Here is a 13,559-nt window from a genome sequence, read left to right as displayed (position 1 = left end):
ACGAGAAGAAAGGTCACACCGCAGTGGCATCCTCACTCCGGCACCGGAGACGCATCAGCACCCTGCTGGCCTCGGCCCTCGTGGCCCTCGGCCTGACCACCGTCCAAGGCGGCTCGTCCGCCGTCGCACAGACCGTCAGCGACGCCACCCCGGCCCAGGCCCTGCGCACCGTCGCGCAGTTCCAGGGCGTGTGGGACTCCCCGCCCACCACCTTGGCGAACGGCGGGACCGTCGACGCCCCGCTGATGGGCAACGGCGACGTCGGCGTCGCGGTCGGTGGCTCCGTCGACGACCAGACCTTCTACATCGGCAAGAACGACTTCTTCTCCACCGCCACCAACGGCATCGAACCGCTGGGCCGGATCGTGCTGTCCGTTCCGGGCCTGGCCGGCGCCGGTCATCATGTCGTACAGAACATCGCCCGGGCGCAGGTCGAGGGCACCTACGCCCTGGGAGGCGAGCAACTCTCGTCCAGGAGCTGGGTCGCGGCGACCCAGAACCTGTTCGTCACCACCCTGCGGCTCTCCGGTTCGCGCTCGCAGGACGCGACCATCACCGTGCAGGACGGGCTCGGGAAGACCCCGGCGACGTCGGGCGGGGGCGCCGTACTCGACGCCGATGTGCAGGCCGGCACCGCCGCCGCCCCCGGGAACCCCCAGGCTCGGATCGCCACGACCGTGCGGGGCAGATCCGCGAGTGTGTCGGGCAACCGGATCAGCCTGACCCTCAAGCCGGGAGTGACCTACACCGTCGCGGCGGCGATACAGAGCAGCCATGACACACCCCGTTACCAGTCCGTCGCGCACGCGGCGGCCGCCTCGCTGACCGATGGTTCGCTGGCGGGGCTGTACGCGGCCCACGAGTCCTGGTGGCGGGAGTACTGGTCCCGGTCCTTCGTCCAGATCCCCGACCAGGCCGTCGAGAAGAGTTGGTACGGCTCGCTCTATCTGCTCGGCTCGGCCTCCCGCGCCGGGAAGTACGCCCCCGGCCTGTGGGGCAACTGGATCACCGGGAACATGAACTGGTACGGCGACTACCACGCCAACTACAACTACGAAGCGGCGTTCTACCCGGCGCTGTCGACCAACCACGTCGCCCAGATGGGTTCCTACGACGACCCCGTGCTGGACTGGATGCCCAGGGGCAAGGCGAAGGCCGCGGCAAACGGCTACCAGGGCGTCCTGTACCCGGTGGGGATCTCGCCCAACGGCACCAGCGCCGCCGACGACCTGTACAACCAGAAGTCCAACGCCGTGAACCTGGCCAGTGACATGGTCATGAAGTACGAGTACACCCGCAGTGCCTCCTACGCGCGCAAGGTCCTTCCCTACCTCGAACAGGTCGGGCTGTTCTGGCAGGACTACCTGACCTGGGACGAGGCCACGCACACGTACCACATCCACAACGACGCGCCGCAGGAGGGCGGTGTCTATCCGCAGACCAACAGCATCCTCTCGCTCGGCCTGGTGCACCTGCTGTTCCAGGGGCTGATCGACATCAGCCGCGACCTGGGCGTCAACCAGTCGCTCATCCCCACCTGGCAGCACATCGACAGCAATCTGGCACCGCTGCCCACGATGACGAGGAACGGGCAGACCGTCTTCCGGCAGACCTCCGAAGGCTCCGGCTGGGTCAGCGACGGCAACGACATCGCCATCCAGGCCGTGTACCCCGGTCTGCAGGTCGGGCTGAACAGTGGCGCCGACCTGCTGGAGACCGCACGGAACACCGTCGCGCAGCTGAACAACTGGCACAGCGACAACTCCCCCGCCACCCTGTACGCGGCCGCGGCGATGGTGGGGTACGACCCGAGCACGCTGATGAAGGAGTTGCACGCCGAGGCCACCTCCTACTCGTACCCGAACATGGCGGTGCACCACTACGGCGGCGGGGTCGAGAACCTCAACGTGACCACCTCGGGGCTCGACGAGATGCTCCTGCAGTCGTTCCAGCACGACATCAAGGTCTTCCCGAACTGGCCCGCCGGCTCCGACGCCAAGTTCGGCGGCCTGCTCGCCTACGGCAACTTCCAGGTCTCCAGCAGCATCCGGGACAACACCGTCGAGTACCTCGGGATCACCAGCCGGTCCGGCGGGAAGCTCACGGTCACCAACCCGTGGCCCGGACGGTCCGTGGAGTACTACGCCGACGGTGTCCGCAGGGGGACGCTCTCGGGTACCACGATCAAGCTGGACACCTCCGTCGGCGAGACGATCGACCTCGCCCCGGCCGGCACCGGCCTGGCCACCATCCACCGTGAGCCGGCCCAGCCGGCCGAGGCTTCGACGACCGGTTCGCCCGCCGCGGGCCTCGACGGACGACAGCAGCTGCCGCGCCGTCGATCTGATCTTCACTGACGGCAGCGATCCGCGGCATCGGCTGACGCCGGTGCCCGTTGGTGGGCCGGCGCCTGGCGCCGGCCCACCGCCCATTCCGCAGCCGGTCACTGCGTGGCGATGAGACTTCTGCCGGGTGGGCCCACGAGTTCTCCCACATGTGACGGGGATCACATCTGGAGGAAAACCTGCGGCCCGGCCCGGGCGTCTAGCCGGTGTGAGATCAGTCAGGAAGACACCGCGCGCGCCGGACGAGGAGCGTCTCGTCCAACTGGTGGCCAAGGGCGACCGCGCGGCGTTCGAGGAGCTGTACCGGCGCACCGCGCCGTGGCTGGCGCTGCGGCTGCGCCGTCGCTGCGCCGACGAGCAGATCGTCGCCGAGGTCATGCAGGAGACATATCTGGCGGTGTGGCGCGCGGCCGGCGCGTTCGCGGGGGCCCCGGCGGGCGGGACGGCCGCCGGCTGGCTGTGGACGATCGCGGCACGCCGCCTCGTCGACGCCTTCCGGCGCAGGGCCCACCACGCCGAGCCGCCGACGGCCGCCGCTCTCCCCGACGCGGCGCCCGGCGCCGAGGAGGAGGCGCTCGCGACGACCGTCGACGGTGACGTCGGCGACGCGCTGCGGCGCCTCGCGCCGGAACTCAGACAGGTACTGCAGGCCATGGTGCTCGACGGGCTGTCCGTCCGGGAGACCTCGGTCCTGCTCGGGCTGCCCGAGGGCACGGTCAAGACCCGTGCCCGCCGGGCCCGGATCGCGATGCGGAAGGCGCTGGCATGAGCGTGGAACACGCGTCGATGCGGATCATCGACGGTTACGCACGCGGCGACACGGACATCGCCGCCGACGAGATGTGGGCCCTGGAGGCCCATCTGGAGGCATGCGGGGTGTGCCGTGACCGGCTGTCCGCCGCCGTCACCACCGAGGCGCCCGCCGTGGCGGCGCTGGTCGGCACCGTGTGGTCCGGCCTCGAACCCCGACTGGCCGCCACCGCCACGATGCCGCGCCGACGGCGCCGGTCGGCGTGGCTGTCGCGGTGGATGACGCCCACAATGGTGCCGTGGCTGGCCATGGTCGTGGGCGTGACACTGCTCGCGCTCCTGCTCGACCTGCTCGACACCGGCTGGGGCGAGGTGTCGCTGGTGCTGCTGCTCGCCCCGATCCTGCCCGTCCTCGGCGTCGCGGCCTCGTGGTCGCGCGGCCTGGACCCGGCGTACGAGCTGACGGCCTCCGCGCCGAGAGCGGGACTGTACCTGGTGCTGCGGCGCACCGCGTCCGTACTCGCCGTGGTCGTCCCCGCGTTGCTGGTGGCCGGATGGGTGACCGGTGTGACGGCCGCGCAGTGGCTGCTGCCCTCACTGGCCTTCACCTCGACGACCCTGGCGCTCGGCGGCGTCGTAGGCGTGACCCGCGCCGCTGTCGCGCTGGCGGCCGTGTGGGCCGCCGCGGTCCTGGCGCCGACCCTGGTCACCAGCCGTACGGCGTACGCCCTGCAGACGGGCAGCCTGCCCGTGTGGGGGCTGGTCCTCGCGCTCGGTACCGCTGTCGTGATCGCCCGCAGGGGCGCCTACTCCGTGTTGGGAGCCCATCGATGACCAATGGAAAGGAACACCACAGTATGTCCGCGGTAAGCGCGGCCGGCCTCGCACCGACGGCCTACGCCTGGCAGATCCAGGCCACCGGGCTGAAGGTAAGGGTCGGCAGGAACCGGATGGCCGTCAACGGGCTCGACCTGTCGCTGGGCACCGGCGTCCACGGACTCCTCGGCCCCAACGGGGCGGGCAAGACCACCCTCATCCGCACACTGGCCACCGTACTGCGCCCCACCGAGGGCAGCCTGGAGCTGTTCGGCGAGTCCGCGGGCGGCATGGGCGAGCACCGGGCGGTGCGCCGCCGGATCGGCTACCTGCCGCAGGAGTTCGGCTACTACAAGCGCTTCACGGTGCGCGAGTTCGTCGAGTACATGGCGTGGCTGAAGGAGATGCCCAAGGCGGACATCCCCGCCGCCGTGCAGCGCGCCGTGGAAAGGGTGGGTCTGGCGGACCGCGCCGACGAGAGGATGAAGGCCCTGTCGGGCGGCATGGTGCGCAGGGTCGGCATCGCCCAGGCCATCGTCAACGACCCGGCGATCCTGCTGCTGGACGAGCCGACGGTCGGCCTGGACCCGGCACAGCGGCTGCGCTTCCGTGAGCTGTTGCAGGAGTTGGGTACGGACACCTGCGTGCTCGTCTCGACCCATCTGGTGGAGGACGTCGCCGCCGCCTGTACCGACGTGATGGTCTTCGCCGAGGGGCGGCTGGTCTTCCAGGGCGCTCCGGACGAACTGGCGTCGATGGGCGGCCCCGAGGACGCGGGTGACAGCCCGCTGGAGCGCGGCTACTCGGCGCTGCTGATCAACCCCGCGCAGGGAAGGGGCTCCTGGTGAACGTCCGCGTCCTGCACATCGAGCTGAAGCGTTCCGTCGCCCCGTGGGCGGGCGCCGTGGTCCTGGCGACGGCGCTGGCGTTCCTGTACCTGATCTCCGGATCGTGGTGGACGGGTACCGCGGCGTGGACGGCCCAGTGGACGACCATGGCCCTGTGGACCCGCTCCGTGCTGTTCTACCTGTGGCCGCTCGCCGTGGGGCTCGGGGCGCTGCAGGGTCTGCGCGACCGCCGCTCGAAGATGGCCGAGCTGCTGACGAGCACGCCGCGGCCCGCCCGGCACCGCGCGGCCCCGCTGGCGGGCGCCACGGCGATCACGCTGGCCGCGGCCTTTGCGCTCCTCGTCCTCGTGGGCGCGGTCCAGGTGGTCGCCAACACCGAGTACACGCACCTCAGGTGGCTGCCGATCTCGCTGGTAGGGGCGCTCTCTCTGGTCGCGGGGGCGGTGCTGGGGATGGGGGCCGGGCGGGCCCTGCCGTCCGTGCTCACCCCGCCTGCGCTGGCCATGGGCGCCTTCGTGTTCACGGCCCTCATGCAGATGTCGTTGGGCCGTACGGTGACGACCGCGGAGACAGGACTCCCGAGCTCGGAGCCGAACCGGATCTCCCTGCTGTCACCCGCGGTGTCGGACGTGCGCGACGCACTCGTCACGCTCTCCGCCTCCGTGCACGTCGGGCAGACGATCTGGCTGCTCGCCATGGCCGCGACCGGCTTCGCGCTGCTGGTCGCCGCGACCCCGCGCGCCCGGCTGATCGCCCTGGTGCCCCTCCTGGCGGGCGCGGTGATCGCCCTGCTCGTCCTTCCCTCCGATCCACGCCGGATCTATGTCGTCGACGAGGCCGCCGCGGAGCTGGTGTGCGACGGCCCGGTGTGCGTGACGAAGATGCAGCAGGCGCGACTCGCCGACCTCGCGGGCCCCGGTAAGGAGGCGCTGCGCCTGTTGCGTGGTGCCCTGGGCAGCCAGGCGCCGGTCTCGGTCCGGGAGAACGCGACCGTGCTGCCGGACGGCGCCACGCCGCGGTGGTCCCGCACGACCGTGCCCTTCGACTTCGACGACGACATCATCGGCGCCGCGAAGGGCGACGAGTTGACCCGAGCGCTGGTCGCCAAAGGCATGGTGCCAGGGTGCTCCCCCGTCGGCTGGAGCAGCGTCGGGGTGGACGAGTTCGCGCAGACCGTCGCGACGGGCTGGGTCCTCGGGGACCTCAGGCCGCTTCCCACCTCCTTGTCGGCAGGTCTGCGCCGCGAGGCCGAGGCCGAGACCCGCCCGGTGTGGAAGGAACTCACGGCGCTGCCGCGGGCCGAGCAGCTCTCGCGGATCAACGCGATGCGCGCCGCCGCGTTCTCCTGCAAGGGCGACCCGTTCGACGCGCTGAAGGGCGGGGCGTCCCGGTGAGGTGGCTGACGCTGTACGCGCGCTCGCGTCAGATACCCGCGTCGCTCGCCGCGGTGGTGATCAGCGCGGTGGCGGTATGGGCGCTCGCCCGGGACGGCGGCGGGGGGCCCGTTGATCCGCGGCTGCCCGTGCTCGTCCTCGCCACCGGGGCGATGGCGGCCTCGGTCGGGCTCGGCGGGCAGGACCTCGCGCTGGACCGGACGGCCGCGATCCGCTGGGTGCCCCGCAGAGCGGCGCACGTGCTGCTCGGCGGGGCGGTCGTCGGCGCGGTACTGCTGACGGTGCAGGCGATGGGCGAGGACAGGGCGAGCACGGCGTTCGTCGTCCGGGACAGCGCGGGCCTGCTGGGACTCGTCGCCCTGGGTGCGGCGCTCTGGGGCGGCCAGTACGCCTGGACGCTGCCGTTCGCCTGGCTGTCGTTCTCGTTCATCGCCCCGCCCCCGACGAGTGCGGCGACGCGGGTGGCGAGCTGGATGCTGCTGCCGGCCGGTACGGCGGCGGGCACCTGGACGGCCCTGGTCCTCGCGGTTGCCGGCACCGCGGCCTACGCTGTGGCGGGACCGAGACGGTGACGTCCGCGGCGCGGTCGTGTGCGGCACGCGCACGCATCGGATCGAGCACCCAGCACGCGGCCTCCTCGCGCTGAGCCCCTCCGCCCGCTTCGGCTCAACCGACCTGCTGGAGCAGCGGTGTGCCGACGTGGGCGAGGCCGGACCGAACCGCAGCGGGTGCAGCGCGATCGATGCTCACCCTGATCGCCAGAGCAACAACTTCCCAGCGCCGGCTGTGGTTTGCTGAGTTCGTGATCTCGACGACGTCGATACCTGGTGTCGCGGCCGTGTCCGTCGGAAGGCGGGAGCCGGGTGGCGGCTGCGGTTGTGCTTGTGCTTGTGCTTGTGCTTGTCAGGGTGGTGCTTCGTGAGCGGCAGCCGGGACTCCGCGGTCTCCCGGAGTGCCGCGGTACGGACGCCTCCGCCGTTCGACCCGGAGCTGGGTGCCGCTTTGGAGGCCCTGGGTGACCTGTCCCGGGAGCGGCTCACTCCTGAGAATCTCGCTGCGCACCGGCAGCGAGACGCCGCGAGCCGGCCCCGGCCGACGGTGGCCGAGCTCCGTGCGGAGGGTCTCTTCGCCGTCGAGGAACTGAGCGTGCCTGGCGTCGGGGGCGGTCCGGACGTCACCCTGGTGCATGCGCGGCCCGCCGGTGCGACCGGTCGGCTGCCGGTGCTGTACTACCTGCACGGCGGCGGGCTGATCATGGGAAATGCCTGGTCCGTCCTGCCCAAGATCCTCCGCGACTGGTCCGCTCCCCTCGGCATGGCCGTGGTGTCGGTCGAGTACCGGCTGGCGCCTCAGACGCGGTATCCGGGACCGCTGGACGACTGCCACGCGGGACTCCTGTGGACCGCCGCCCACGCGGACGAACTCGGTCTGGACGCGGAACGTGTGATCATCGGGGGCAAGAGTGCGGGCGGGGGGCTCGCCGCGGCTCTGACCCTGCTCAACCGGGACCGGAATGACGGGCCGGCGCCTGTCGGGCAGTTCCTGCTGTGCCCGATGCTCGACGACCGCCTCGACACCCCTTCCGCGTACCAGATGGAGGGGATCGGCCTGTGGGACAGGTCCTCGACCACCGTCTGCTGGCAGGCGTACCTGGGCGACCACTACGCGGCCCCCGACCTGTCGCCGTATGCCGCACCCGGCCGTGCCACCGACCTGAGCGGTCTGCCTCCCACCTACGTCGACGTCGGGTCGGCGGAGACCTTCCGGGACGAGGACATCGCCTACGCGCACGCGATCTGGCGTGCCGGTGGCGACGCCGAACTCCACGTCTGGCCGGGTGCCTTCCACGGCTTCGACTCCTTCGCCCCCGCCGCGGCCCTCACGCACCAGGCCCGTCACGCCCGAACCCAGTGGCTGACCCGCCTACTCGCACGATCCCGGCAAGGAAGCTGAGCTTGTCATTCAACCGCTGTCCGGTTGGGTCTGAGGGCGCCTCTCCGTAGGACACGGTTTCTGATCACGCGGAAGGGGAGAGCTGTCCGCGCACCCATTCTGGATCGGGGTTGGTGTGAGACTGGCCCGCCACGACGACGGTCGGCACGGTCTCGTTGCCGTCGTTGGCTGCTCTCACCGCTGCAGCTCCTGCCGCGTCACCAGATGTTGACCCAGTGCAACTGACGGGCGCTGCGGCCCAGCCGGATACGCAGGCGCATGCAGTACTTGCAGCCCGGACGCCAGAAGACGACCGGCCGACCGTCGACCGCGCTACGGCGTTGTGCCTCCCGCGTGTCAATCGACCTCGGGAAGATCAGGGGCGAGTTCACGCCGGCGAGCGCCAGGAAGGCCAGCAGGAGTGCTGCGGCTGTGCCGGGGCTCCCCTTGAAGATCAGCCCTGTCGCGACGGCCGAGCCGCAGAGCACAAGCAGCATCGGCAGGATCCAAGCGCGCATCATGGTGACGCAGGCTGTCGGTGAGTCGAAATACTCCTCGAACTAGGCCGCTCGCCTGGGAGTTCGCCGGACGGTGAGGCGCCCTTCGTCTGATCATGTGCTCCGACCAAGGATGCACGTGACCACGACGAAGGCCGTGAAGGTGAGTCTGCTGCCTGATCATGTTCCAGCGGAAGCGTTCGCGAAAGCGTCATGCTTCCGGGAAGACCTATTCGACTGCCTGACCCCGCGCGGGGACGAACTGTTCGACCTCACGGATGCGCTGCTGTGTGCGGACGGGCCGGTGAGGGCGCCGGTGGACCTGACGTCGGTGGCCGAGCACCGGCGCGGGCACGACGCCATGTACGACGCCCTGAACAGCGGGAACATCGACGTGCCCCGACTGCGGCAGGTGCTGGCCGGCCTGCCCATGCCGCAGGCCGCCGACGGCCGACTGGTCCTCGCGGTCGGCGTCAGCAACTGGCTCCGCCCCGACGCTCCCACCAGCGCCGACCGCCTGTTCTGCCACGTCTACGGCCGCAGCCGACGGACCTCGGACCAGTTCATCCCTGGCTGGCCGTACTCATTCGTCGCCGCCCTGGAGTCGGGCCGGACGTCCTGGTGCCAACTGCTGGACGCCGTCCGTCTCGGTCCTGAGGACGACGTCGCCGAGGTCACCGCCACCCAACTCCGCCGTGTGGTCACGGACCTGATCGAAATGGGCCGCTGGCACTTCGGCGACCGCGACATCCTCATCGTCTTCGCCGCCGGCTACGACGCCCCGCGCATGGCTTGTCTCCTCGACGGCCTCCCGGTCGAGGTGCTGGGACGGATGCGCTCCGACCGCGTCATGCGACGGCCGACGCCCTCGCTCAAGGAGTACGCCCTGTCCTCTCCCCAGGGCGGGCGACCGCCGGAGCACGGCAAGGAGTTCCGCTTCGCCAAGCCGGACACCTGGGGCGAGCCGGACGCGGCAACCGTGCAGGTCACCGACCGGTACGGCACCGCCCGCGCGATGGCCTGAGATCGCATCCACCCCCGCCTGACCACCCGCTCCGCCTGGATCGACCACACCGGCGAACTCCTCATCATCGAAGGCACGCTGATCCGCTTCCAGACCGACCGCCTGCCCGGCGGAGGCGACCCGCTCCCACTCTGGCTCTGGTCGTCCGCCACCGGCCTGAACAGCGAGGACGTCGACATGCGCTGGCAGGCGTTCCTGAGGAGGTTCGACATCGAGCACCTCTTCAGGCTGATGAAACAGACCCTCGGGTGGACCCGTCCGAAGCTGCGGACCCCCCGAGGCCGGCGAGCGCTGGACCTGGCTGATCATCGCCGCCCACACGCAGATCCGTCTCCTGCGCGAGGCCGCCGCCGACTTGCGGCGACCATGGGAGAAGCCCGCCGAGCCCGGCCGGCTCACCCCGGCCCGAGTCCGCCGGGGGTTTCGGAACCTCCGCCCGCGCTCGCACTGTCCGGCCCGTGCACCGAAACCGTCAACTCCTGGCCCTGGAAGGCCACTTAGTTCGAAGAACCGGCGGCCCGTCACCCGCTACGACGTGCGCAAGACCGTGAAACGACCCGAGAGCATCACCGAACGAAACCTACTCAGACCATAAAGAACAAGCTCAGCCGCGGGTGGCGAGTTCCTGGGCCAGTTCCGCGCAGCGCACTCGGGCCGGGGAGAAGTCGTGGGGCAGCTTGGTGACCGCCTCGAACGCGCTCATGCCACCATCCTGGGCACTCGGCTCCGGTGTGTCTTCGGCGTCCTCGGGGTGAGCGGTGTCCAGGGCGTCGAGGAGGGCTGCTTCGTCCTCCGCGATCCCTGACTCTTCGATCATCGTCATCAGGGTGTTCTCGAAGGCGTGGCGCTGGGCGGCCGTCTCGGCGACGCGCGGGTCGTCGACGGCGACGGTGTCGTCGAGTGCTTCCTCGGCGGTGTCCACGCGGTCGGACTCGGCCCGAAGTTCGGGACGGGTGGCCAGCGCGATGAACCGGGATGCCTGCACGGCCGCGCCGAGAGGGCCGAAGATCCGCTCGGTGACGAGCAGGGTGTCCAGGTCCGCCTGGCGCAGCGAGCCCTCGGGAAGATTCTTCAGACGGCCGGCGACTGCCTCGGAGAGCAGGCCCATCCGGCTGCCCTCGGCACGCATCCGCTGCACGCGGGCCCGCTGGCGGGCCAGCTCCGCCTCCTGGGCGGCGAGGGCCTCCTCCAGCCGGGCCAGGGTGGCCTCGATGCCGTCACCTTCACTTTCGCCGGTCCCGGTCCCGGTCCCGGCCACGGTCCCGGCCACGGTGGTGGTGAATGCCTCACGGATGTCGTCCAGGGCGATTCCCGCGCCGGCCATCTTCCGGATCCACAGCAGCCGGACCACATCCTGGAAGCCGTAGCGGCGGCGGCCGTCGCCGCCCCGTCCGGGCTCGGGGATCAGGCCCATGTCGTGGTAGTGCCGGATCGCCCGCGGTGTCGTGCCCACGAGGGCCGCCACGTCACCGATCTTGGACTGGCGTGACACGAAGAAGGACATGGGCATCAGTGAAGGACCTTTCACAAACGAACGAGGACAGCTCCACCTGATCACATAACGCTACGGCAGGTGCAAACCTGCACCTGCACCTGCCCCTGAGCGTCGAACCGTCCCGAACAGCACCAGCCAAGCCCCCCGCCCGCGCCTTCGGCCTCACCCTCATGACCGCACCCATCGCATGGTCACGAAGCTACGGCCACCACCCGAGTTCAGGAACAGGCGCTGACCCCCGCCGGTACAGGTGCAGTCCGGAGGGGGCGGCACGGGAGGCTCCACCGCCGTGATGGTGGCCAAGCAGTCGGAGGGCTGTTCCGGCCGGCCTCTCCTGATGTTCACTCGAGGAGAACCGATCGTGGCCGAACGGGCTTCGCCACCCGCTTCGGATCCGGTCGGTGGATCCGGTCGATGGACGCGGTCGATGGACGTCGTCCATGGACGTCGTCGACGGATGTGGTCAACGGATGTGGTCGACGGATGTGGTCGATGGATGTGGTCCGCGGCGCGAACTCCGCCCAGCGGCATGCTACTTGGGTCGACGGAGCCGTCGTACGGCCCACAGGCGACGTGACTATGATCAGACCATGCAGATCCGTCACTCGACGCTGCATGTTCCGCGGGTGCCGCACCGTGATGCGACCAGCGTCGCCGGAGAATCGATGGGTCGTGGCATGTGCGGAGCCGGGCGACCTGTAACAGCGACTTGGAGGTCGTCGCATGCAGCCGCTCGATGAGTCCGATCCCCGGGAGATCGGCCGTTACCGTCTCGTCGGCCGCCTGGGCGCGGGTGGGATGGGCAGTGTCTACCTCGGCCGGACACCGGGAGGGCGTCCCGCCGCCGTCAAGGTGATCAGCGATCACTTCCGTGCCGATCCAGCGGCCCTGGAGCGGTTCCGGCGCGAGGCAGAGACGCTGCGGAGGGTCCGCAGCGCCTACACGGCGGCCCTCATCGACGCCAGTGTCGCCGCCCCGCCCTACTGGCTGGCCACCGAATACGTGCCGGGGCCGACCCTCGACCGGGTGGTCACCGGGGACGGAGCGCTGCCCACCGATCTGTGCTGGGCGCTGCTGGCCGCCCTGGCCGAAGGGCTGGGCGACATCCACTCCCTCATGATCTGGCACCGGGACGTCAAGCCGCAGAACGTCATCCTCTCCCCGACCGGCCCGCAGCTCATCGATTTCGGCATATCCCGCAGCTCGCAGCAGAGCGCTCTGACGCAGGCCGGCCATGCGATGGGCACCCCCGGCTACACCGCGCCGGAGACCCTGACCCTCGATCAGGTCGGCGCGGACAGTGATGTGTTCGCCCTCGGTGCGACCCTCGCCTTCGCCGCCACCGGGCGAGCCCCGTACGGCGAAGGCATCCCCACCGCCATCGCGTACCGCACGGTCCATGGGAACATCGACCTTCAGGGCGTGGATCCGGCCCTCGCGGAACTGATCTCCGCCTGCGTCGCGCGTGACCCGCGGGAACGCCCGAGTCCGGACGAGATCGTCGCACGCTGCCCGGCGCAGGCGTCTCTCGTGGAGCATCCGGCCTACAAGCACGTCCTCACGTCCTTCACCACCACCACACCCCTGCCCACGCCGCCGTCGGTACCGGCCGTCCCCGGCGAGGATCCGACCGTGCTCCAGCACGCCCCGATCCCGCCGGAGACACCGTCGGGACCAGAGGCGGCAACCACGGTGCTGCCCGCCGCCGTACCGCCCGCCGGCCCCCTGCCGGCCACAGCGGTCTTCGCGGTTCCAGGCGGAGACCCGAATCTCCCCGAGCAGGGTGCGCCCGCAGGCCCCGCCCGTCAGCGCCGTGGCCGCCGCTACCTCTTGGCCGCGGCCGCAGCGGCCGCGGTCGCCGTCACGGCTGTTCTGATCGTCACGCAGAACTCCGGGCAGGGCGACAGCCACGCCAAGGACGTCTCCCTCGCACGCTCTGCCCCCGCGGACAGCGGCAAGGTCGACACCCATCAGCCGGGCAGTACGACGGCCGAGGGGCCGGACAGCACGCCGTCCGCCACCCCCGACGAGGATCCCAGCGCATCACCGCCCGTCGAAGGCCAGGACAGCCCGGACGAAACCGGGGACGTCACTGTGGTCAACGGGCCGACGACCCTGAAGGGAAACGAGTCCGTCGAGAACACCAAAGAGAAGCTGATCATGCAGGACGACGGGAACCTGGTCGTCTACGACAACGACAACCAGCCGGTGTGGGCCAGCAACACCGGTGGATCCGGCTCGTACGCCGTCTTCCAGGAGGACGGCAACCTGGTCGTCTACGACCAGGACGACACGCCGATATGGGCCACCAACACCGCTGGACACCATGGTGCCGTCCTCACCCTGCAGTCCGACGGCAACGTCGTCATCTCCTCCGGCCAACAGCCGATCTGGGCCACCGGCACACAGTTCTGACCTCCGGCGGACCCTGCGGTCCCGTGCGCCGCCGGGATCAGGG

General features: G+C 70.5%; 9 protein-coding genes and 2 pseudogenes. 9 read left to right on the top strand and 2 right to left on the bottom strand.

Annotation, left to right across the window (positions count from 1 at the left end; all coding sequences use genetic code 11):
• The first annotated feature begins 23 nt into the window (after positions 1-23).
• The 7 genes from ACFY2B_RS26015 (at position 24) to ACFY2B_RS25985 (ending at position 8,106) form a co-directional block, all read left to right on the top strand.
• On the top strand, positions 24-2,357 hold the full coding sequence (locus ACFY2B_RS26015; RefSeq protein ID WP_390765483.1) for a hypothetical protein: 2,334 nt from the start codon (positions 24-26) through the stop codon (positions 2,355-2,357).
• Between the two features lie 196 nt (positions 2,358-2,553).
• Positions 2,554-3,114, top strand: a complete 561-nt coding sequence (locus ACFY2B_RS26010) for an RNA polymerase sigma factor (RefSeq protein WP_390765482.1) — start codon at positions 2,554-2,556, stop codon at positions 3,112-3,114.
• Complete coding sequence (locus ACFY2B_RS26005; protein WP_390765481.1) at positions 3,111-3,929, top strand: zf-HC2 domain-containing protein; 819 nt, start codon at positions 3,111-3,113, stop codon at positions 3,927-3,929. Before ACFY2B_RS26010 ends, ACFY2B_RS26005 begins: the two co-directional genes overlap by 4 nt.
• Entirely contained in the window at positions 3,926-4,759 is an 834-nt protein-coding gene (locus ACFY2B_RS26000; protein ID WP_390765480.1) for an ABC transporter ATP-binding protein, read from the top strand. The genes ACFY2B_RS26005 and ACFY2B_RS26000 overlap by 4 nt, the downstream gene beginning before the upstream one ends.
• A complete protein-coding gene (locus ACFY2B_RS25995) occupies positions 4,756-6,153 on the top strand; it encodes a hypothetical protein (protein ID WP_390765479.1) in 1,398 nt (465 codons plus the stop codon). Before ACFY2B_RS26000 ends, ACFY2B_RS25995 begins: the two co-directional genes overlap by 4 nt.
• On the top strand, positions 6,150-6,725 hold the full coding sequence (locus ACFY2B_RS25990) for a hypothetical protein (protein ID WP_390765478.1): 576 nt from the start codon (positions 6,150-6,152) through the stop codon (positions 6,723-6,725). The genes ACFY2B_RS25995 and ACFY2B_RS25990 overlap by 4 nt, the downstream gene beginning before the upstream one ends.
• 346 nt (positions 6,726-7,071) lie before the next feature.
• Entirely contained in the window at positions 7,072-8,106 is a 1,035-nt protein-coding gene (locus ACFY2B_RS25985) for an alpha/beta hydrolase (protein ID WP_390765477.1), read from the top strand.
• A gap of 64 nt (positions 8,107-8,170) precedes the next feature.
• Here ACFY2B_RS25985 and ACFY2B_RS25980 read toward each other — a convergent pair.
• Positions 8,171-8,606, bottom strand: a pseudogene (locus ACFY2B_RS25980) (glutaredoxin domain-containing protein).
• A 109-nt stretch (positions 8,607-8,715) separates the two neighbouring features.
• On the opposite strand from ACFY2B_RS25980, the pseudogene ACFY2B_RS25975 reads away from it, so the two are divergent.
• A pseudogene (locus ACFY2B_RS25975) lies at positions 8,716-10,201 on the top strand (NF041680 family putative transposase).
• Positions 10,202-10,210: 9 nt separating this feature from the next.
• On the opposite strand, the gene ACFY2B_RS25970 reads toward ACFY2B_RS25975, so the two are convergent.
• Entirely contained in the window at positions 10,211-11,116 is a 906-nt protein-coding gene (locus ACFY2B_RS25970) for a MerR family transcriptional regulator (RefSeq protein WP_390765476.1), read from the bottom strand.
• Positions 11,117-11,824: 708 nt separating this feature from the next.
• On the opposite strand from ACFY2B_RS25970, the gene ACFY2B_RS25965 reads away from it, so the two are divergent.
• Positions 11,825-13,516, top strand: a complete 1,692-nt coding sequence (locus ACFY2B_RS25965; RefSeq protein ID WP_390765475.1) for a protein kinase — start codon at positions 11,825-11,827, stop codon at positions 13,514-13,516.
• Positions 13,517-13,559: the final 43 nt, after the last annotated feature.

Origin of the sequence: Streptomyces sp. NPDC001270, assembly GCF_042896695.1 — a bacterium.
Lineage (GTDB): Bacteria > Actinomycetota > Actinomycetes > Streptomycetales > Streptomycetaceae > Streptomyces.
This window is presented reverse-complemented; position numbering and strand designations above follow the sequence as displayed.

What these genes read in the sequence shown, in the direction of transcription:
- ACFY2B_RS25965 (WP_390765475.1), top strand. Translation starts at nt 11,825, where the DNA reads ATGCAGCCGCTCGATGAGTCCGATCCCCGGGAGATCGGCCGTTACCGT.
- ACFY2B_RS26000 (WP_390765480.1), top strand. Translation starts at nt 3,926, where the DNA reads ATGACCAATGGAAAGGAACACCACAGTATGTCCGCGGTAAGCGCGGCC.
- ACFY2B_RS25970 (WP_390765476.1), bottom strand. Translation starts at nt 11,116, where the DNA reads ATGCCCATGTCCTTCTTCGTGTCACGCCAGTCCAAGATCGGTGACGTG.
- ACFY2B_RS26005 (WP_390765481.1), top strand. Translation starts at nt 3,111, where the DNA reads ATGAGCGTGGAACACGCGTCGATGCGGATCATCGACGGTTACGCACGC.